This is a genomic window from Halomonas sp. LC1 (genome assembly GCF_030247125.1).
Classification (GTDB): Bacteria; Pseudomonadota; Gammaproteobacteria; order Pseudomonadales; family Halomonadaceae; genus Vreelandella.
On record NZ_JASSPG010000010.1, the window covers coordinates 95,218 to 115,513 of the forward strand.

20 protein-coding genes and 1 riboswitch are annotated in these 20,296 nt (G+C 60.7%); of the genes, 10 read left to right on the forward strand and 10 right to left on the reverse strand.

Annotated elements, in window-relative coordinates:
• Positions 1–11: 11 nt before the first annotated feature.
• On the forward strand, positions 12–674 hold the full coding sequence (locus QIT27_RS16110) for a bifunctional 4-hydroxy-2-oxoglutarate aldolase/2-dehydro-3-deoxy-phosphogluconate aldolase (protein ID WP_159341832.1): 663 nt from the start codon (positions 12–14) through the stop codon (positions 672–674).
• Positions 675–907: 233 nt separating this feature from the next.
• The gene (locus QIT27_RS16115; protein WP_285264384.1) at positions 908–2,503 is read left to right on the forward strand and encodes a solute:sodium symporter family transporter; all 1,596 of its coding nucleotides are present in this window, start codon (positions 908–910) and stop codon (positions 2,501–2,503) included.
• Positions 2,504–2,601: 98 nt separating this feature from the next.
• Here the strand turns inward: QIT27_RS16115 and QIT27_RS16120 are convergent, their stop codons facing one another.
• The 6 genes from QIT27_RS16120 to QIT27_RS16145 are packed head-to-tail and all read right to left on the reverse strand — an operon-like array spanning position 2,602 to position 7,828.
• Complete coding sequence (locus QIT27_RS16120; protein WP_285264385.1) at positions 2,602–3,498, reverse strand: SMP-30/gluconolactonase/LRE family protein; 897 nt, start codon at positions 3,496–3,498, stop codon at positions 2,602–2,604.
• Positions 3,498–4,103 (reverse strand): 2-dehydro-3-deoxy-6-phosphogalactonate aldolase, encoded by a 606-nt coding sequence (locus tag QIT27_RS16125; RefSeq protein WP_159341835.1) that lies wholly within the window; start codon positions 4,101–4,103, stop codon positions 3,498–3,500. Before QIT27_RS16125 ends, QIT27_RS16120 begins: the two co-directional genes overlap by 1 nt.
• A 42-nt stretch (positions 4,104–4,145) precedes the next feature.
• Positions 4,146–5,117 (reverse strand): 2-dehydro-3-deoxygalactonokinase, encoded by a 972-nt coding sequence (locus tag QIT27_RS16130; RefSeq protein WP_159341836.1) that lies wholly within the window; start codon positions 5,115–5,117, stop codon positions 4,146–4,148.
• Complete coding sequence (locus QIT27_RS16135) at positions 5,114–5,884, reverse strand: SDR family NAD(P)-dependent oxidoreductase (protein WP_159341837.1); 771 nt, start codon at positions 5,882–5,884, stop codon at positions 5,114–5,116. The genes QIT27_RS16130 and QIT27_RS16135 overlap by 4 nt, the downstream gene beginning before the upstream one ends.
• Positions 5,885–5,910: 26 nt before the next feature.
• Positions 5,911–7,059: a galactonate dehydratase gene (gene dgoD, locus QIT27_RS16140; RefSeq protein WP_285264386.1), complete on the reverse strand. Its 1,149-nt coding sequence runs from the start codon at positions 7,057–7,059 to the stop codon at positions 5,911–5,913.
• 31 nt (positions 7,060–7,090) lie between these two features.
• Positions 7,091–7,828, reverse strand: coding sequence for a FadR/GntR family transcriptional regulator (locus QIT27_RS16145; RefSeq protein WP_285264387.1), 738 nt, complete (start codon positions 7,826–7,828; stop codon positions 7,091–7,093).
• A gap of 154 nt (positions 7,829–7,982) precedes the next feature.
• Between QIT27_RS16145 and QIT27_RS16150 the strand changes: the two genes are divergently transcribed.
• Positions 7,983–9,464 (forward strand): glycoside hydrolase family 32 protein, encoded by a 1,482-nt coding sequence (locus QIT27_RS16150; RefSeq protein WP_285264388.1) that lies wholly within the window; start codon positions 7,983–7,985, stop codon positions 9,462–9,464.
• 21 nt (positions 9,465–9,485) lie between these two features.
• Here QIT27_RS16150 and QIT27_RS16155 read toward each other — a convergent pair whose 3' ends face one another.
• The 4 genes from QIT27_RS16155 to edd are packed head-to-tail and all read right to left on the reverse strand — an operon-like array spanning position 9,486 to position 14,239.
• Positions 9,486–10,451, reverse strand: a complete 966-nt coding sequence (locus QIT27_RS16155; protein ID WP_285264389.1) for a carbohydrate kinase family protein — start codon at positions 10,449–10,451, stop codon at positions 9,486–9,488.
• Between the two features lie 48 nt (positions 10,452–10,499).
• Positions 10,500–11,369, reverse strand: a complete 870-nt coding sequence (locus QIT27_RS16160) for an aldo/keto reductase (RefSeq protein WP_285264390.1) — start codon at positions 11,367–11,369, stop codon at positions 10,500–10,502.
• A gap of 15 nt (positions 11,370–11,384) precedes the next feature.
• The gene (glk, locus tag QIT27_RS16165; RefSeq protein WP_253018933.1) at positions 11,385–12,350 is read right to left on the reverse strand and encodes a glucokinase; all 966 of its coding nucleotides are present in this window, start codon (positions 12,348–12,350) and stop codon (positions 11,385–11,387) included.
• The gene (gene edd / locus QIT27_RS16170) at positions 12,350–14,239 is read right to left on the reverse strand and encodes a phosphogluconate dehydratase (RefSeq protein ID WP_285264391.1); all 1,890 of its coding nucleotides are present in this window, start codon (positions 14,237–14,239) and stop codon (positions 12,350–12,352) included. The genes glk and edd overlap by 1 nt, the downstream gene beginning before the upstream one ends.
• Positions 14,240–14,515: 276 nt before the next feature.
• Here edd and cobT point away from each other — a divergent pair, with 276 nt between their 5' ends.
• The 7 genes from cobT to QIT27_RS16205 are packed head-to-tail and all read left to right on the forward strand — an operon-like array spanning position 14,516 to position 19,968.
• On the forward strand, positions 14,516–15,592 hold the full coding sequence (gene cobT / locus QIT27_RS16175; protein WP_285264392.1) for a nicotinate-nucleotide--dimethylbenzimidazole phosphoribosyltransferase: 1,077 nt from the start codon (positions 14,516–14,518) through the stop codon (positions 15,590–15,592).
• Complete coding sequence (gene cbiB / locus QIT27_RS16180; protein WP_285264393.1) at positions 15,589–16,572, forward strand: adenosylcobinamide-phosphate synthase CbiB; 984 nt, start codon at positions 15,589–15,591, stop codon at positions 16,570–16,572. Before cobT ends, cbiB begins: the two co-directional genes overlap by 4 nt.
• Complete coding sequence (gene cobD, locus QIT27_RS16185; protein ID WP_285264394.1) at positions 16,569–17,660, forward strand: threonine-phosphate decarboxylase CobD; 1,092 nt, start codon at positions 16,569–16,571, stop codon at positions 17,658–17,660. The genes cbiB and cobD overlap by 4 nt, the downstream gene beginning before the upstream one ends.
• On the forward strand, positions 17,644–18,210 hold the full coding sequence (locus QIT27_RS16190; protein ID WP_285264395.1) for a bifunctional adenosylcobinamide kinase/adenosylcobinamide-phosphate guanylyltransferase: 567 nt from the start codon (positions 17,644–17,646) through the stop codon (positions 18,208–18,210). The genes cobD and QIT27_RS16190 overlap by 17 nt, the downstream gene beginning before the upstream one ends.
• Positions 18,207–18,983: an adenosylcobinamide-GDP ribazoletransferase gene (gene cobS / locus QIT27_RS16195; protein ID WP_285264396.1), complete on the forward strand. Its 777-nt coding sequence runs from the start codon at positions 18,207–18,209 to the stop codon at positions 18,981–18,983. The genes QIT27_RS16190 and cobS overlap by 4 nt, the downstream gene beginning before the upstream one ends.
• A complete protein-coding gene (locus QIT27_RS16200; protein ID WP_285264397.1) occupies positions 18,920–19,573 on the forward strand; it encodes a histidine phosphatase family protein in 654 nt (217 codons plus the stop codon). The genes cobS and QIT27_RS16200 overlap by 64 nt, the downstream gene beginning before the upstream one ends.
• Complete coding sequence (locus QIT27_RS16205; RefSeq protein ID WP_253018925.1) at positions 19,525–19,968, forward strand: bifunctional adenosylcobinamide kinase/adenosylcobinamide-phosphate guanylyltransferase; 444 nt, start codon at positions 19,525–19,527, stop codon at positions 19,966–19,968. The genes QIT27_RS16200 and QIT27_RS16205 overlap by 49 nt, the downstream gene beginning before the upstream one ends.
• Before the next feature lie 20 nt (positions 19,969–19,988).
• Positions 19,989–20,223, forward strand: a riboswitch (cobalamin riboswitch).
• Positions 20,224–20,296 lie beyond the last annotated feature (73 nt).

Below are 20,296 nucleotides of genomic sequence, written 5' to 3' on the forward strand. Positions count from 1 at the left end.
GAGACTCACTCATGACCATCGATAAACAGCTACCCTCAACGCGCACCGCCGAGCTGGACAGCATTTGCCTGAAAGCCGAAGTGATCCCGGTGATCACCATCGAGCGCCTGGAAGACGCCGTACCGCTGGGTCGCGCCTTGGTTGAGGGTGGCCTCACCGTGCTGGAAATTACCCTGCGTACCGACTGTGCCCTGGAAGCCATCAAGCGCATGAAAGAGGCGCTACCGGGCGCCAGCATTGGGGTCGGCACCGTACTCACGCCTGCCCAGTACCGTCAAGCTGAGCAAGTTGGCGCTGATTTCGTCGTTACGCCGGGTGCCACCGAAGCGCTTTACCGCTATGGCGTAGAGAGCCCCGTACCGATGCTGCCGGGCGTGTCTACCATTTCTGAGCTGATGACCGGCTGGCAGTACGGCTACCGCCGTTTCAAGTTCTTCCCCGCGGAATCCAGCGGCGGTGCCAAAGCGATCAAAGCGTTCGGCGCACCGATCCCCGAAGCGCGTTTCTGCCCCACAGGTGGTATCACCGTTGATAACGCCGAATCTTACCTATCACTACCCAACGTGATGTGTGTCGGCGGCTCTTGGCTGACGCCGAAAGCAATGGTCGATGCCGAAGATTGGGACGGCATCCGCGAACTCGCCCGCCAAGCGGCGGAGCGTTTTCATCACTAATAGGTAACACCTTACCGAGCACTCTCGTTACTTGCCTCACTGATGTCGGGTCGTGTGAGCAAGACGTTTGCCCGAGCATGTCGCCATGCTCGGGCTTTTTTGTGTTCCTTTAGTACAACTAAAGACGAATAACGTCGATATATTCGCGTCAACTAAGATGAGGTTTCGATATGTCAGACATTTCGCGCGCGTCTCGAAAATGACGCGTTCTTTCTACAAAGAGGAAAGCGAGCATGCATATGTTGACCCTGGCGTCGTTCCTGTTTTTCACAGGGCTTGTCGCCTTCATTACGTGGCGCATCACTCGGCGCGACGACCACTCCAGCACTAGCGGCTATTTCCTAGCAGGGCGGACGCTCACCTTTCCGCTCATCGCGGGTTCACTGTTAATGACCAACCTCTCTACGGAGCAGATGGTGGGGCTTAACGGTGCGGCGTTTGCCGATGGGTTAAGCGTCATGGCCTGGGAAGTCGTGGCGGTGATTGCTCTGGTCGCCCTAGCGTTATTTTTCCTTCCGCGCTTTTTGAAAAGTGGTATTGCGACGCTGCCTCAGCTACTCGAAATTCGGTTCGATAAAACGACGCAGCTAATCACCAATATCATTTTTCTAATTGCGTACGCGGTGATTCTGCTACCCATCATTCTCTATTCAGGCGCCATCGGCCTGCAGGGAATGCTCGACCTTCAAGGGCTAACAGGCATCGAGTCGACCAACACGCTGCTTTGGCTGACGGTATGGATTGTTGGCATTATTGGGGCCATCTATGCCCTGTTTGGCGGGCTGCGCACGGTCGCCGTATCCGACACGCTGAATGGCGTGGGGCTATTGATTGGCGGTTTCGTCATCGTCTATTTCGGCCTGCAGGCGGTCAGTGACGGCAGCGGCGTGATGGAAGGTTGGAATATTCTCAAAGAGAGTGACCCAGATAAGCTGAATTCGATTGGTGGCCCTGAACAGCAGGTGCCGTTCTTCACCCTGTTTACCGGCGTCTTCCTGATCAACCTCTTCTACTGGAGCACCAACCAGCAGATCATCCAGCGAACCTTTGCCGCCAAGAACCTAGCCGAAGGGCAGAAAGGCGTACTGCTGACCGGTCTCTTCAAACTGCTGGGGCCGCTGTATCTAGTGCTGCCGGGTATCATCGCTTATCACTTGTATGCCGATCAGGGCGTACGTGCTGACGAAGCGTATGGTCATCTGGTATTTAACGTATTGCCTCCTTACCTGACCGGCTTCTTTGCCGCCGTAATGGTGGGTGCCATTCTGTCGTCGTTTAACTCGGCACTGAACAGTACCACGACGATTTTCAGTCTGGGGATTTATAAGGGCGTATTAAATAAAGACGCGAGTGAAGCGCAGGTGGTGAAGTCCGGTAAGGTGTTTGGCTGGATCATGGCCGTCACTACCATGATTATCGCGCCGCTGCTGGCGGGTCAGGAGAGCCTGTTCGGCTATCTGCAGAAGATGAACGCAATCTACTTCATCCCCATTCTGGCGGTCGTACTGGTGGGGCTGTTAACCAAGCGAGTACCGCCCATGGCGGCCAAGATAGCGTTGGTCGGTGGCTGCTTGCTGATTGCGGCAGGCTATTTCGTGCCGCCGTTCACGCTGCTGCCGCAGGTAATGCACGAGTTCCACTTCGTGGCGCTGGTGTTTGTGCTGCTGGTGGCTGTGATGCTGATCATCGGCAAACTGCGCCCCCGCGAGACCGACTGGATTCAGGAGCATAGCGGCGATGTGGATCTGACGCCTTGGAAAGGCGCCGTGCCTGCCGGGGTTGTGTTGGTGGTGCTGGTCATTGTGATGTACCTCAGCTTTGCCGGTTAAAATCTGGCATTGGCAACGCTTAACGCTAAAGCGAACAGGCCCCGCTTAGGTTAGCGGGGCCTGATTAGCGGGGCCTTCTGTTTTAGGCTGTTGGCTTGTTAAGTCAGGCGTAGAGGCAGCTCTGCAAGCCCCGCAATACCGGTGTCTACCATGTAAAGCGAGCCAGCGGTGGGTTCGTTGGCCAACTGCTCAGCACTAAATCCTTCTTGCGCGGTGGTGATATAGAGCGTCGTCAGTCCCGGACCAGCAAAGGCCGGGCACGAGGGTTGGCTCACAGGCAACTCAACGCGACCAATGATGTCGCCATCAGGGTTCAAGCGCACGACCTGCCCAGCTCCCCAGAGCGCTAGCCATAGGCAGCCTTCGCTATCGACGACTGCGCCATCGGGATTGCCCAAGGTAGAGGAGAAGTCTGCCCAAGGCTCTGGGTCGCCCAGGGGCCAGCCTTCACTGTCTAGCGTCCAGCGCATCACGACACTTGTGGCCGTATCGGTAAACCATGCAAAGTGGCCGTCTGCCGAGAAGCAGAGGGCATTGGGGATGGTTAGACCGGTGCGTAAGCGTGTCAGTTCGCCGCGATGCAAGCGATACAGTGCCCCGGCCCCCGGTTCGGCAGCCTTACCCATGCTGGAAAGCCACAGACTGCCGTGGCGATCCACGCGGGCGTCATTGCTGCGAGTAATCGGATTGTCGGTCTCGAAATCTCCCCACCGCGTGACGGTTCCACCGTGCGGGTCGAAGTGGCTCAAGCGGTCTTCGCCCACTAGCAGCAGGCCGCCGGTGTTGAGCGGAGTAGCCAACGAGATTTTGTGATCGAGCGCATACTGGCCGCTCTTCCCGCTGGCAGGGGCTAGCCAGTGCAGCCGCTGCTCAAGAATATCGCACCAATAGAGCCGCTCGTTCGCTGCGTCCCACTGTGGGCCTTCGCCTAGCGTGCAACGGCAATCAAGGGCCAGCTCCGCTTGCCAGGTTGGGGTATGCTCGTTTGGACTCATCACTGCCTCGCTGCCTGCCAAGCGTCGACCAGCGCCTGTGCCTGTTGTCCCACTTGAGCGGCGCTTTGGCCGGGTTTATACAGCGCGCTGCCAAGGCCCGCTCCGTCCACGCCAGCAGTGCGCCACTCGGCAAAGTTATCTACCCCTACGCCGCCCACGGCGTATAGCAGCGTCCCTTTGGGCAGTACCGCGCGGACTGCTTTCATGCCTTCTAGACCCACCTGGACCGCTGGAAATAGTTTTAACCCGGTAGCGCCGGCGTCCAATGCATCGAACGCTTCAGAGGGGGTGACGATGCCCGGCCAGCTGGCCATGCCAAGCCGATGGGTTTCTTCGATGACAGCAGGGCGGCAGTTGGGCGATACGATCAAACGGCCCCCAGCGGCGTGAACATCCCGCACTTGAGCGGTGGTTAAGACCGTTCCGGCACCAATTACGGCGCGTTCGCCAAAGGCATCCACCAGTAAACGGATGCTGTCTAACGGTTCGGGGGAGTTCAGCGGCACTTCAATCTGAGTAATCCCAGCGGCAAGCACCGCGTCTGCAATCTCAACAACGTCGGTGGGTGTGACCCCACGCAGAATACCGATTAAGGGCAGTGACATAGGCGATTTCTCCATATATCGGTTCGGCCAGCAGGGGCGGCGTTAAGCCGTTTCCTTAAGCGCATGGTGGGCGAGGCTTAGGCCTGCCAGTACGGCGGTGCTGCCGTCCAGATGCTGAGTAGGGCGGCCGATGGTGTCTAATGCCAACGTGTAGCGCTGGCAAAGGGCGTGATTGCCAATCAGCGCAATGGGGGCATCTGACGCGTACTGGCGGGATGCACCGGCGAGTTCTAACCCAATCACCAAGCCCGAGAGCCTTGCCGCTAGGAGATTGTGTCGTGGGGCATCGCTGGGCAGTTTGGGGTCCAGCAAGTCCTGTGCGCGTAGGCCAAACAGGCGGCTGCTAAAGGCGTCTGGTGCCTCATAGCTCTCACGCACTGCTGTCATGAAGGCGTCACGACCCATCTCATCATCCAGGTCGTCGCTGCCGATGGAGTGCCGTAACACCGACTGACGCGCCAGCAACTGGTAAAGCTCCCCTGTTAGGTAGGTACTGAAGCTACCAACCGTTCCCGCTTCTAAGTGTGCCCATTTGGAGTGGGTGCCGGGCAGGCAGGCGAGGCCTGAAAAGTGGGGGTGATCAGCCAGCAAGCCCGCCAGTTGGGTCTCTTCGCCGCGCATGACATCGAAATGGGTAGCGTTGGCGCGGGTTTGGCTCAAGCCGGGGAGTAAATAAACGCGCAGCTGCTGGCTAGCCAGTTGAGGCGTCACCGCTCCCATGCCCAGCTGATGAAGGGGCGTGGGCACTGGTAGGTAGGCGGCTTCCAGCCAGCCTTGGCGTGCCCCCGCCATACCGCACACCACCACATCCACCTGGCGGTTCGCGGGCAGCCAGTCGGCAATCAGGCGCAGTAACTCAGCCTCATACTGAGTTGGGATTAACGCGAGCATTCCCTTATCGCTACTGGCCTGGGCAATGACTTGATCGTGCTGGTCCAGCCCCCAGACGCGAAGATTGCTGGACCCCCAATCTGCGGCAACCCAGGCTAGGCGTTGATCGAGGGCGCTGCTCATACGCGCCCTCCGTCCACGATGAGCTCTTGCCCGGTCATCATGCGCGATGCGTTAGAGGCCAAAAACAGGCAGGGCCCGATCATGTCATCGACGGGAATCGCCTCTTTCAAACACTGCTGATCCAGACACTCTTGAAGGTCGGCATCGTTTACCCAGAGTTCTTTCTGGCGCTCGGTCATCACCCAGCCTGGAATCAGGCAGTTAACCCGGATGCTGTCGGGGCCAAGCTCCCGGGCAAGCGCTTTGGTGAGCCCCATGATGCCCGCTTTGGCAGTCACGTAGGTGGGGTAGCCGCTCAACCCGAGCAAATAGCTGTTAGAGGAGAGGTTGATAATGGCACCGCCGCCTAGCGCGCGCATATCCGGCGCCACCGCCTGGGCGGTGAAAAAGTGCGGGCGCAGATTGGTAGCAATGGATTCGTCCCACTGCGCCACGCTCCACTCATCAAGCCGGTGACGGGTGTCCCGCGCGGCATTGTTGACCAAGACGCTGATGGGGCCATGCGCTTGGCGGGCTTGCTCGATGGCACTGTTAAGCGCCTCGACATCACGAATGTCGCACTTGATGAATAGCGGGCGAACGCCGTAGGTCGCTTCCATGGCAGTGCAAAATTCACTGGCGTCCGTCAGCCCTACAAACGCTACCTTTGCCCCTTGGGCTAGGAAGCCCTCGGTCAGTGCGGCACCGATACCGCTACCGCCGCCGGTAATAAACACGCTTTTGCCAGCTAAGTCTTTAAATAACAAAGTGTTCAACGGGTCGCTCATGCTGCTCTCCATTTGCTAGCGAAGGGTTACCACTCGGCGATTGAGCCGTCTTCATGGGTCCACACGGGGTTGCGCCAGCGGTGTCCGGTTTTGGCCCGCTCTTCAACAAAGGCTTCATCGATTTCCACGCCTAACCCGGGGCCTTGGGGAATGGCACAAAAGCCGTCTTCAATGGCTAACGCCGTTTTATCCACGAGGTAGTCCAGCACATCGTTGCCCTGGTTGTAGTGGATCCCCATGCTTTGTTCCTGGATAAAGGCGTTATGGCTCACCGCATCCAACTGCAGAGAGGCGGCTAAGGTAAGAGGGCCCAGCGGGCAGTGGGGGGCTAGGGCAACGTCGTAAGAAGAGGCGAGCGCCGCAATTTTTAGCCCTTCGCTAATACCGCCGCAGTGGGAAATGTCGGGTTGCACGATATCGATCATGCCGTCTGCCAGCAGGTCGCGGAACTGAAAGCGGGTGTGCAAGCGCTCGCCGGTGGCTAGCGGGTAGCCAAGGCCTCCGGCGATATCTTTTAAGCAGGGCAGATGTTCGGGAGCCACGGGCTCTTCAACAAACATGGGGTGAAACGGCTCCAGTTCGCGTAGCAGCGCTTTCGCCATTGGCCGATGTACGCGGCCATGAAAGTCGATGCCGATTCCCACGTCGGGCCCTACCGCGTCCCGCGCTTCTGCGACTCGGGCGACCGCTTCATCCACTTTGCGATGGGAGTCGACGATTTGCAGCTCGGGCGTGCCGTTCATTTTGAAAGCGGTGAACCCTTTATCTACCAGGGCTTTAGCACCCGCGCCCACATCGCTTGGGCGGTCGCCCCCGGTCCAGGCGTACATCCGCATCTTATCGCGCACGGCACCGCCCAAGAGTTGATGGACGGGCACGCCCAGATCGCGACCTTTTAAATCCCATAGCGCTTGGTCGATCCCTGCAATGGCGCTCATTAGAATCGGGCCGCCGCGGTAGAACCCCGCGCGATACATGGTGTTCCATAGGTGCTCGATCCGGTGAGGGTCTTGACCAATCAAGTAGTCGGCTAGCTCGTGCACGGCGGCTTCTACCGTGGCGGCACGCCCTTCAATGACCGGCTCGCCCCAGCCGTAGCAACCTTCATCAGTTTCGATTTTGAGGAAAAGCCAGCGGGGCGGCACTTGCCAGGTTTTTAAACGGGTAATTTTCATCGATCTTCTACCTTTGCTAGCAGATAAGTGATTAATGAGTGAAGGAAGGTTCGTTGACGATGCCTAAATCGATTGCCGTACGGCGCAGGACTTCTTTGGCCGCCGCCGCTGCGGCTTCCGGGTCACGATGGACGATGCCGTCTAAAACGGCCTGGTGCCTAGCTAAGCTGTCATCAAGCGTGCTGGTTTGGTGTTGGGAGCCGTGCACCAACGCCATGATTGAGGGGCGTAACAGGTGCCCCATTTGCCGCCATACAAGGTTGTGGCTAGCGCTGTAGGTGGCATCGTGGAACATCACGTCGTATTCCGCGTGCTGATGGCGGTCCGCCGGGTCCGTTGCCGTTTGCTTCATGCCTTCAAAAGCGGCTCGCAAACGATCAAGATCTTCTTCGCTGGCGGCTAGTGCCGCCAAACTGGCCACGACCGGTTCCGCCGAAAAACGAAAGGCGTAAATGGCGCGAATCAGCTCGGGATCTAGGTTGGTGAGCCCAGTCATCCATTCGCTCATCAGCGGGTCGAGCAAGTGCCAATCGCTCATTTGTCGAATTTGCGTTCCTCTGCCTGCCGTACGCTCTATAAGCCCGGCAGCCGTCAAACTGGCTAGGGCGTTGCGGACTTGATTACGGCTGACGCCAAAGTGGTTGCTGATATCCATCTCTTTGGGGAACAGCTCGCCTGGCTGCCATGTACCCGCCAACAGCGCTCTGGCCAGCAGGCGCGCTAGATGAATGGCGCCGCCGGAGTGAGGCGGTAAAGCATTCAGCGACATGGATAACTCTCTTTGAAATAGTCTTTGAAAAAAGTCTATTAAATGTCTGACATTTTAACAAGTCAGCCAATAGTCGCCTGTGCGGCTATTGGATGAAGGCTTAAAAGCAAGCATCGTGATACGCTAACTTAAACGATTAAGTTAGGGTTTAAGCATGACGTTAGCGGATTTTGAACCCCAGCGCCCGGCGGTGCATTTTGCCCCGCCGATGGGGTGGATGAACGACCCCAATGGGCTGGTATTTTTCGAGGGCGAGTACCATCTGTTTTATCAGTTCCACCCGTTCAGCACCGTTTGGGGGCCAATGCACTGGGGGCATGCGGTCAGTCGTGACCTGTGCCACTGGCAGCATTTACCCATTGCGCTGGCACCCAACGAAGAGGGTGCCTGCTTTTCGGGTAGCGCCGTGGTGGATGAGCACGATGTCACAGGGCTGTTTGACGGCCAGCCGGGGCTCCTGGCGTTTTACACCTGCCACCGGGTGTTCTCTGATGACCCGGAGGATTACCAGCAGTCCCAGTGCTTGGCGTATAGCCGCGATAAGGGCCGTACCTGGCAGCGTTACGAGGGGAATCCGGTTCTGCCGCCGCCTGGGTTTAAAGATTTCCGCGACCCTAAAGTGGTTTGGCATGGCCCTAGCCAGCGCTGGGTAATGGCGCTGGCCTGTGGGCAGGAGATTCACTTCTATACCTCCCATAACCTGCTGGAGTGGCAGTTTGCTAGCGCCTTTGGCGAAGGCGAGGGCGCGCATACCCAGCACCCCTGGGAGTGTCCGGATCTGTTTGAGCTGCCGGTGGACGGCGCTGGGCCGGATGAGCCCGCCACGCGCTGGGTGCTGGTGGTAGGCATTGGCGCCACGCCGGATAACCCGTTTGGCTCGTTCACCCAGTATTTTATAGGCGACTTTGACGGCCAGTGTTTTAGCAATGCGAACACGCCCGACACTGTGCTGATGATGGATGAAGGGCGGGATTTCTATGCGGTGCAGAGCTGGTCGAATACCCCCGGGCGGCAGCTTGCGCTGGCGTGGTTGAACAACTGGCAGTACGCCAACCATGCCCCCGAAACGGGCTGGCGAGGCACCATGAGCCTGCCGCGAGAGCTGACGCTGCGTGCGACTTCTCGTGGGGTGCGGTTACATCAGCGTTTTGCTCGCGAAGCAGGTCAAGCACTCAGCGCCCCTCACCGCCTATCGCCTCGCTCGCTGCAAACGGTAGGGGAGCACTGTATTGCCTTGCCAGAGGGCGCGGCGGTTTACGGCCAACTGATGCTGGTGCTTAAAGCAGGCACAAGGCTGGCGCTATCGCTGCAGCAGGGCTATCAGCAGCGGCTGTGGCTGACCGCAGGTGAATCAACAACGTCGCTACACTATGAGCGTCAAGGGAGTAACGGTCAGGCCGCGTTCGATGAGCACTTTGCCTGTGATCACGTGGCGGGCAGCGTCGATGGGTTAACGGTGACGGTGAGGTGGTGGTGTGATCACGGCACGCTGGAAATGTTGATCGAAGGAGCTACCGAGCAGCGCTGCATCACCCAGGTGAGCTTTGTCGATCATCGCCGTCAACCGGTTACGTTGGAAGTCGTCAGCGGGCGGGTGGATGTGGCGGAAGGGGTGACCCAAAGCGTCGCCGAGTAGCGAACTCGACGACGCTGAGCGCTAGCCTGCCGAACTGCGCAGGGCTTCAATATCAGCGTGGGTGGGCAGTGCGGCATACGCGCCGGGGCGGGTGACCGCGTGGGCGCCGCAGCGGCAGGCAATGTCCACCGCGCGGGTGAGAAACGCGCTGTCCTGGTGCCAGCTCTCGCTGATGCCGTAGCGGGAGAGCTCCGCGAGCAATCCGCCAATGAAGGCATCGCCACCGGCGGTGGTGTCCACCGCCGTGACGCTGGGCGGCGTCACGGTTTGGTCAATGCCGATGCCTTTGAGCACGACATCGTTGGGGCCATCGGTAACGACCACCACTTTGACTCCTGCGGCCATGCGCTCGGCGAGCCACGCCTCTTTGGGGTGGTCGCCGCGCAGGTAGTCCAGCTCTTCGAGAGATACTTTCACCAGCTCGGCACTGTCGATCAGTTCGGTGACCAGCCAGGTGTCCGCAGCGCCCTCTGCCCATAGGTTGTGGCGCAGGTTGGCATCCACGCTCACAAGGCAGCCTGCACGCTTGGCCATGGCGGCAATAGCGAGAGTGGTCTCGGCAATCTCGGGGTCGGTCAGGCTATTGCTGCACAGGTGCACAATGGCGGGCTGTTCGAACACGCCGTGGGGCAGATGCTCCAGGCGGTAGAGCAGGTCGGCGGCCGGTGGGCGGTAGAAGTCGAAGGTGCGCTCGCCGCTGCTGTCGCGAGACACAAACGCCAGCGCCGTGCGCGCCTCTTTGGTGAGTACCACGCCCTGGGTATCTACGCCGTGGCTTTTCAGCTCACGTATTAGAAAGTGCCCAAAAGTATCGTCACCTACCATCCCCAAAAACTGGCTAGGCACGTTCAGCCGTGCGCAGGCCACCGCCACGTTGGCGGGCGCACCGCCAGCGTAGGGGGTAAAGGTTTCCGGCCCTGTGTTATCGCCCAAGCGGCTCGAAAGCATATCAATCAAGGCTTCACCGAAAGCAATCACCGGCGTCATAGGTCGTTCCTTGTCATTATTAGCATTCATGTTGAGTGGGTGGCGAGCCTAAGCGACGCAGTGGCCGCGGGCGGCCTCCAGCAGTTCATACCAGGCTTCTCTGGGCAGCGTTTCCGGGCCGTTCAGCATGTCGGCAATACGCTCCGGTTTCACGCTGCCCACCACCGGTGCCGGGCGGCCGGGCAGGGTGCGCAGCCATGCCAGCGCCAGCGCGCCGGGGGTGCTGTTAAGCTCGCCTGCTAAACGGTTCAGCACACGGCTCACTTCACCCTGCATCAGTTGGCCGCCCGCCAGCGGAGACCACGCCATGGGCGCATGGCCATCGGCACCCAGGTCATCAAAGCTGCCGTCAAACAGCGGCGCGCTATGGGTAATGGAGAGTTCGATCTGGTTGGCCTGAAGCGGGTGGTGCATATGGCGTTGCAGCCTGCGCCACTGGCTGGGCAGATGGTTGGAAATACCCGCCGCACCAATTTTGCCCGCCTCGATGGCATCATCCAGCGCGCGACCCGTGGCAGCGGCATCCATCAGCAGGTCCGGGCGGTGAATCAGAAAGTGGTCCAGGCGCTCGACGCCCAAACGGCCCAGCGCATCGTCAATGGCGCGGCCTAAGTACTCCGGACTGGCATTGTAGTGCTTGACCTTGCCGGAACCCGGTGCCGGGTTGTCGTTGGCGATGCTGGCTTTGGTGACGACATTCAGCCGCTTAGCCAGTGCCGGGCGGGCGCGCAGCGCTTGGCCAAACAGCGTTTCGCACGCTCCGTTGCCATAAATGTCGGCATGGTCGAACCAGTGCAAGCCCTGTTCTAAGCGAGCTTCGATCCAATCGGCCAAATGGCTCGCTTGGTGCATCTCTTGCGCTTCATGCAGGCGCATCATGCCGAGTACAAACGGCACGTCGAACGTAACAGCAGCCATGGCGTTTCCCATCAATTAAAAGACTTCTTCGTTATGCAGCGCTTCGGCGGCACCCAGCAGGCCGGTCCATGGGTGCGTCACGATCCACACAGGAATATCGGCGTTGTACGCGCCCATGCGCCCTTTATTAACAAAGCTTGCGCGAAGCTCGCACTTGGGCAGCCAGTCCAACAGGCGGGGCAGAATGCCGCCGCAGAGATACACGCCGCCGCGGGCGCCCATGGTCAGGGTGGCATCGCCGCACACGTCGCCGAGAATTTTCAAAAAGCGCAGCAGGGTAGCCGTTGCCAGGGCATCGCCCTGGTTGGCCGCTTGAGTCACCTCGGCGGGGGTCTCGCAGCGCGGCGTTTGGCCTTCCAGGGTGCAGTGGGCTTGATATAGCTCTAGCAGCCCCTGGCCGCACAGAATGCGCTCGACGCTCACCCGCTGGTGGCGCTGTAAGAACACGTCCAGCAGCGCGCGTTCGGTGGTGTCGGTAGGCGCAAAGGTAACGTGGCCGCCCTCGGTCGGCAGCGGAATCCAGGCATGCTGGCCGGGGAACACGCCGGCAACGCCCAGGCCCGTACCGGGGCCGATGACCAAGCGGGTAGAGTGCGACTGGGCTTCCCCAGGCTGCACTTCCACCAGGTTATCTTCCCCCACGTGGGGAACGCCCAGCGCTTGGGCGGTGAAGTCATTGATGACTTTAAACAGCGACAGATTCAGCGCCTGCTGAACGTCGCTTTTCATAAAGTCCCAATGGTTGTTGGTCATCTTTACCCGCTCGGCGTGCACCGGGCAGGCGAACGCCAAACAAGCTTCTTTGGGCGCGTTGTCGCCGGTTGCGCCCACCCGTGCGAGATAGTCCTGAATCGCTTCGATCACGCCGGGGTAATCGGCGCAGGGTAGGTTAAGAATGTCGTGGGGCGTGACCTCGCCCGGCGTGACCAACGCCAGGCGAGCATTCGTGCCGCCAATGTCCCCGATTAATGCCGGTCGCATCAGGCGTCCTCTTGAAAAATCTGACCTTCTTGACGAGCGAGATCGTCGGCTTCGAAGCCGCCCAGAGAACCTGCACCCTCTTCACCGCGCATGGCGAGGTGGCGGAAGCCAGAGAACAGCTCGCGGCCCAGGCCCACATGGTAGTGGTCTAGATTGGCAACGACGAGTTCACGCTCGGCCCAGGTGGCGGCGTCTACTTTGGCTTCCAACGTGCCGGCGTTGGCATCCAGGCGTACCACGTCACCATCGCGCAGCTTGGCCAGCGGGCCGCCGTCCAGCGCTTCTGGGCTCATGTGGATGGAGGCGGGCACTTTGCCCGATGCGCCAGACATGCGGCCATCGGTGACGAGGGCAACCTTGAAGCCGCGATCCTGGAGCACGCCTAGGAACGGCGTCAGTTTGTGCAGCTCGGGCATGCCGTTGGCTTTGGGGCCTTGGAAGCGAACCACCACGATCACGTCGCGGTCCAGCTCGCCCGACTCAAACGCCGCTTTCATTTCGTTTTGGTCTTCGAAGATCTTCACCGGCGCTTCGACGATGCGGTGCTCTTCGGCTACCGCCGAGACCTTGATCACGCCGCGGCCCAGGTTGCCTTTCATCACGGTTAGGCCGCCGGTGGGGGCGAAGGGTGTAGCGACCGGGCGCAGCACTTCTTCGTCCAGGCTCTTTTCCGGACCTTCGCGCCATACCACTTTGCCATCTTCCAGGAAGGGCTCTTGGGTGTAAGCGGTCAGGTCGGTGCCAAACACGGTGGGAATATCGCCATGGAGCAGGCCCGCGCCTAGCAGTTCGCGGAACAGGTAGCTCATGCCGCCCGCTGCCTGGAAGTGGTTGATGTCTGCCTGGCCGTTGGGGTACACCTTCATCAGGCTGGGGGTGACCGCTGACAGGTCGGTGAAGTCATCCCAGTTCAGCGTAATGCCCGCCGCTGCCGCCATGGCAATCAGGTGCATGGTGTGGTTGGTGGAACCGCCGGAGGCCAGCAGACCGACCACGGCGTTGACGATGGCGCGCTCGTCGATCTGCTTATAGAACGGACGGTACTCGCCGCCAGGTTCGGTGTTACGAATGGCCTGTTCAGTGGCGTAGCGGGTCAGCGCTTCGCGCATCTCGGTGCCAGGATTGACGAACGAGGTGCCCGGCAGGTGCAGGCCCATCACTTCCATCATTAGCTGGTTGGAGTTAGCGGTGCCGTAGAAGGTGCAGGTGCCGGGGCTGTGGTAAGAGTCGGACTCCGCCTGCAGTAGCTCCTCGCGCCCCACTTTGCCTTCGGCGTAGAGCTGGCGAATGCGCGCTTTTTCTTTGTTCGGCAGGCCGCTGGGCATCGGGCCTGCGGGTACGAACATGGCGGGCAGGTGACCAAAGCGCGCCGCGCCGATGAACAGGCCAGGGACAATTTTATCGCACACGCCGAGGTAAAGCGCGGCATCGAACATGTTGTGCGATAGGCCCACGGCGGTGGCCATGGCAATCACATCGCGGGAGAACAGCGAGAGTTCCATGCCCGGCTGGCCTTGGGTCACGCCATCGCACATGGCGGGCACGCCACCGGCAAACTGGGCGGTAGAGCCCATGGCGCGGGCGGCCGCTTTGATGGTTTCCGGGAAGGTTTCGAACGGCTGGTGGGCCGAGAGCATATCGTTGTAGGCAGAAATGATCCCCAGGTTGGCGCTGTTCATCAGCTTCAGGGAGTCTTTTTCCTGCACGCTACAGGCAGCAAAACCGTGGGCGAGGTTGCCGCAAGAGAGTTCGGCGCGATGCACGCCGCGTTTGTGCTGGTCTGCCATGCGGCGCTCATACAGGGCGCGTCGCTCGGCAGAGCGCTCACGAATGCGTTGGGTAACCTCGGCAACCGTAGGATTGAGTGTAGCGGGTGTTGAACCAGGCATAGGGACCTCTGCATGTGTCGAGACGGTGAGTCAAGTTTGTAGTTATTTTACATCTTATGGCGTCGATATAAGAGACTTTACGGCAATAAAATCGCTATTTATAGCTTAAGTTGTAGTTTTATTACCCTAATGGTTAACAACTATCGCCGTCGCGCATGATGCTTTGATGAATGATAGAAAAAAACGGCGTGCAAGCGCCTGTTTCATGGTTAATGCGCAAGTATAGCAGCCCTGGTTTTGCTACTATCCTGCGCCACCAGCCTGTGGAGAATTGTGATGGACAACGAGCCGACCGCCGAACAGCGACTTCAGTCACTCCTGGCGCGCATTCGCGCGGTAGATAGCGCCGAGGGGGAGCGCACCCGGGCATATCTCGATACGCTGACCAAACCCCCCGGCAGTCTAGGCCGGCTCGAAACGCTCGCCATTCAGTTGAGTGCCATCACCGGCCAGCGCAAACCCCGCGTCTCTCCGCCGGGCGTGGCCGTGTTTGCTGCCGACCACGGCGTGGCCGACGAGGGGGTGTCGGCGTTTCCCCAGGAAGTGACCGCTCAGATGGTGGCGAATTTCGCCCAGGGGGGAGCGGCCATCAATGTCTTCGCTCGTCAGATGGGCGCTCAGGTCGACGTGGTCGATGTAGGGGTGGCGTCACCGCTGTCACTGCCGAGCGTGGTCGGTGCCAAGGTGCGCGCCGGTACGGCGAACATGGTGCGGGAAGACGCCATGAGCCGAGAGGAGGCGCTGTGCGCCATTGGTGTGGGTGCCGACACGGTAGAGCGTTTGGCGGGTCAGGGCGCGAGGAGCATCATCGTCGGTGAAATGGGCATTGCCAACACCACCGCCAGCAGCGCCATGCTGGCGGCGCTCATCCAGGTGCCGGTGGCGTCGGTGGTCGGCGCGGGGACCGGGATAAGCAGCGCCCAGCAAGCGCACAAGGCGGCGGTGATCGAGCAGGCGCTACACGCCCGCCAAGCCAACGCCGACGATCCTTTAGACGTACTCAGCAAACTCGGCGGGCTGGAGATTGCCGCCATGACGGGGGCCTATTTGGCCGCTGCCGCCCATCGACTACCCGCCATCGTCGATGGCTTCATCGCCACCGTGGCTGCGCTGACGGCGTGTCGCATATCTCCGGCGGTGCGCGATTATCTCATCTTTGGTCATCGCTCCGAAGAACCTGGCCATGCCACCGCGCTTGCGGCACTAGAAACCGAGCCGCTTCTGGCCCTGGGTATGCGTCTGGGGGAGGGCAGCGGCGCCGTGCTGGCGTTCCCGCTAGTACAGGCCGCCGCCTCAATGCTCAGCGACATGGCTACCTTTACGAAGGCGGGCGTGAGCAGCGGCGGAGTATGAGCCTGCTGCCCGCCTCAGTGACGCTTGTCGCATTGGCCATCGTGCTCGATCTCATCGTGGGCGACCCCCGCGCGCTGCCGCATCCGGTGGTGATCATCGGTCGGGGCATCAGCGCCCTGGAGCGGCGCTGGAACCACGGCAGCGCCCAGTACCGCCGCGCAATGGGCTTTTTACTGACGGCGGTGATCGTACTGGGCACGTTCACCGCCGCGTGGCTGGTGGTGGCCCTGCTGACCCAGCTTCACCCTTGGCTAGGCCTCGCCGCCGAGCTTTGGCTACTGGCCACCACGCTGGCGATCAAAGGTCTCGCCGAGGCCGGGAAAGCCATCGCGCAACCCCTAGCCCAAGGGTATCTGGCCGCCGCTCGTCATGCGCTGTCGATGGTCGTAGGTCGCGATACCGACTCACTGGATGAACCCGAGATCACACGAGGTGCGGTAGAGACCATTGCCGAGAACACCGTGGATGGCATTACCTCGCCGCTGCTGTTTGCCGTTATCGGCGGCGCGCCCCTGGCGCTAGCGTACAAAGCGATCAACACGCTCGATTCCATGGTGGGCTATCGCAACGAGCGCTACGCGGATTTCGGCTACGCGTCCGCCAAGCTCGACGATATCGCCAACTGGCTGCCCGCTCGGCTGACGGCGCTCTGTTTATGGCTAGCGGGCAGCGGCTTGATAGGGCGAGGCGTCACCGTATCACGCTGGCGAGGCGCGCTGGCCGCCACCTGCCGGGAGGCGCCGCGCCACCCCAGTCCCAACGCCGGATGGCCGGAAGCGATGGTAGCGAATCTGCTGGGCGTGCAGCTAGGCGGCACTAATATGTATCAGGGCGTGGCGTCTCATAGAGCGACGCTGGGAAGCGCATGTATGCCGCTCGATGTCCGTCATATCGTGGCGACGTTACGGCTGATGCACGGCGGGTGGCTACTGTTCTTCACGGTGAGCGCGCTCTTGGCGCTTCTCTGGGGGCTGCGATGACGACGGCTCCCTGGCCAGACCACGGCGGCGACGCAGCGGCGCTGCTGGCGCGCTTTGGGCTGCCTGCCGATCACCCGGTCGAGGATGTGAGCGCGAACCTCAACCCGCTGGGGCCGCCGCCCTGGGTGGCGGATTGGTTGGTTGAACGTTTTAGCGGGTTAAGCCGCTACCCGGAGCCCAGCTACCGCGCCGCGCGGCAAGCCATTGCCGAACATGAGGGCGTAGCGCCGGAGCAAGTGCTGCTCACCAACGGCGGGGCAGACGCCATTTTTTTAGCCGCTGCCCTTCATGCAGGCCAGCGCGGGCTGATCATAACACCCACCTTTGGTGAGTATGCCAGGGCCTGCGCAGCGCATCGGCTAGTGGTAACGGAAACTGCCCTTGAGGCACCTTGTTTCGGTCTGCAAGTGGCAGCGCTCGACGAGGGTGTCCTCCAAGCAGACGTGATCTTTCTATGCCGCCCCAATAATCCCACCGGCACGCTGATTTCCGCTACAGAAATTGAGCGTTTGCTCTCGTGCATGCCCACCACGGCAACGCTAGTGGTGGATGAAGCGTTTATCGATCTCGCCCTCGATGCCGAGCCACTCACGCCGCTGCTAGCCTACTACCCGCAGCTTGTGCTGCTGCGCTCCATGACCAAATTTTACACGCTGCCCGGGCTACGCCTGGGATACGTGCTGGCGAGTGCCGAGCGCGTTGCCGCCCTGGCATGCCATCAGCCGCCCTGGAGCGTGAATCACCTCGCTGCCGAGCTGGTGGCACCGCTGTTGGCGGATACGGCCTTTGCCCAGCGCACGCGGCAGTGGCTGGCGCGCGAACAGCCGCGCATGGGGCAAGCGCTGGCAGAGGCAGGGCTTACCGTGGTGCCCAGCCATAGCTGCTTTTATTTGGTGCGGCCAGGTCCAGCGTTGTGCCAGCGCGGGCTTTCCAGCGTGCTGCTGCTTGAACGCTTGCTGCATCACGGTATGCTGGCGCGGCATACCTACAGCTTTGCAGCGCTCGACGGTGATTGGCTGCGGCTGGCCGTGCGCGATGGCTCGGCAAATGATCGATTGTTAAAGGTGTTACATGATTGTGTTCGTTAGTGGGGGCGCACGCTCCGGTAAGAGTCACGTCGCTGAACAGTGCGTCCTGCAAGCCGCCAACGGCAAACCGTGTTTTTACGTGGCCACCGCTGACATATACGACGACGAGATGGCCGAGCGGGTCTCACGTCACCAAGCCGAGCGAGAGGCAGACGGTGCGCCGTCTGCATGGGTGACGCTGGAGGCACCGCTGGCCATCGACCAAGCCATCGCGCAAGTACCTAACGGCCATGCCGCCCTACTGGATTGCCTTACCCTCTGGGCGAGCCAAGTCATGTTCAATGCCGACGCCGATGAGAGCGATCCGCTCTCCACGACCGAGGGGTTCGCGCTGCTGGTACGCTGCCTTCAGGATGCCCGGGCGCGAGACATTACCCTCGTCATCGTTTCCAACGATCTGAACGAAGCGCCGCTACCCAACGACCCCTATACACTGCGCTATGTCGAATTTCTGCAAATGCTGCATCGCTGGCTGGCCGCCGAGGCGGAGCGGGTGGTCGAAGTGGTGGCCGGCCAGGGCGTCGATTGGAAGGCGGTCGCGAATACGTGAATAACGTCCTTTACGGTGGGCTGCTGGCCCTGCAGTTCTTGACACGATTGCCCATTCCGGTGGCCTGCCCCTGGACGCCTGACACCCGCCGCTGGGCCATTCGCGCCTATCCGCTCGTCGGCCTGCTCATCGGCGGCCTGCTCGCGCTAGCCGCGTTACTGCTGGAACACGCGCACACTCCCACGCCCATAAGCGCGCTGATACTGCTCAGCGTGTGGGTCGGCGTCACGGGTGGGTTGCATCTGGATGGCGTGATGGATCTGGCCGATGCGCTGGGCAGCAACCAGCCTCTTAAACGGCGCTGGGAGATCATGAAAGACCCGCAAATCGGCAGCTTCGGTATGCTCGCGCTGCTGTTTTTGCTGGCCTGGAAGGGCGTGTTGCTCTGGGCGCTGCTGCAGTATCACGCGCCACTGTGGTGGCTGATGGTCGTGCCCGCGCTGGGGCGCTGGGCGGGAGTCGCGCTACTTATATTGACCCCATGCGCCCACTCACGGGGCCTGGCGTGGAGCTGGCAGCAGTCGTTGGGTCGCCGCGACGTTGGTTTGGCGCTTTTGCCGCTGCTACCGCTCGCCATGCCATGGCCGTCGGCAGCGCTGTGGCTGCTAGGGGTGGTGTGTTGGGTCACGCTGGCGCGCTTAGCGCTGCTGCGCTTATTTAACGGCATCAACGGGGATATGGTCGGTGCCACCATCGAAGGAGGAGAGCTTTGGCTACTGATCTTAATGTGGAGCTGGTGGCAGTTCGTCACGGTATCACTGCCTGGAATCTAGAGCGCCGTTACCAGGGCCAGCGGGACATTCCGCTACTGTTTCCCGATGCGGAGGAGGGGCTTCTAGCGCTGCGCGCGGCCCTGGCCGACGAACGTTTCGACGCCATTTATGCCAGCGACCTAGGCCGCTGCCAGGAAACCCTGGCTTGGTCGCAGGCGGCTAAACCGGGCATTCCCGTGTATGTGGAGCCACGCCTGCGGGAGCTCGACTTTGGCGAGTACGAAGGCAAGGTTTACGATGAATTAAAAGAATTGCCGCACTATCGCGCCTGGATAGATAGCGCCGGAGAGCTGCAAATTCCGGGCGGGGAGTCCTCTGGTCAACTGCGTGAACGGCTGGATGCGTGGCTCGACGATGTAGCGGCACACACCCAACAACACGGTTATCAAAAAGTGCTGGTGGTCACTCACGGCGGCGTCATTCGTGAGCTACGCCGCCGCTTTGAAACTCTCGATTTTTGGGAGGGGATCGTTCATCAAGCCCAAGGACGGCGCTGGCAGCTCGCGTTTCAAGCAGGTGAGGATGGAAAAGGAGAATGGCAATGCAACTGTTCATCGGCGGTGCCAGCGCAGGTAAGCGCGACGCTGTAAAACAACGCTTTCCCGGCGCAGTGTGGTGGCGGTTAGCCCCCGGTCAGCGCCTTCACGAAGTCTCTCACGTCATGTTGCCCAACACGCCGCTGGTGCTTCATGGCCTCTTCGAGTGGCTCACCGCCGCGCTGGATTCCGACTTTAGCAGCGACGAATGGCGCGCCCAGTGGAGAGAAGATTTACAGCGGCTGTCGTTAGCCGCGGCCGCGGATCATGTGACGCTGGTGATCATCGCCAACGAATTGGGGCGCGGTCTGGTGCCCGTAGCCCGCGAACAGCGCCGCCTGCGTGATTTGAGCGGCTGGTTCACTCAAGACGCTGCCGCCCACGCCGAGCACGTATGGTACGTGCGCCACGGCCTGGTGCGGGCGCTGAAAGGCGAGGCGGCAAATTGACCAACCCCTAACAAGTTGCTAGTTTACGCGCACTCTCAGGTGCTGGTGGCACTAACGCCATCAGTTAAACGGGAAGTTGGTGAACGTTTTTCGTGAATCCAACGCTGCCCCCGCAACGGTGATCGAGATAAGAACGGCTAGAGACGCCACTGTGCTTATGCATGGGAAGGTGGTCGTTCGGAAAGGTACGACGCTTACGTGAAGCGGCCCCTTTCGCTCGTCAGCCCGGAGACCGGCCTAAGAGTGATGGCTTAGAAAAGCCACGGATTACCGGCATGCGGAGGGCATGTGCAGGGAGAAGTTACGTGGCGCTCAGCCACGGGTTTCC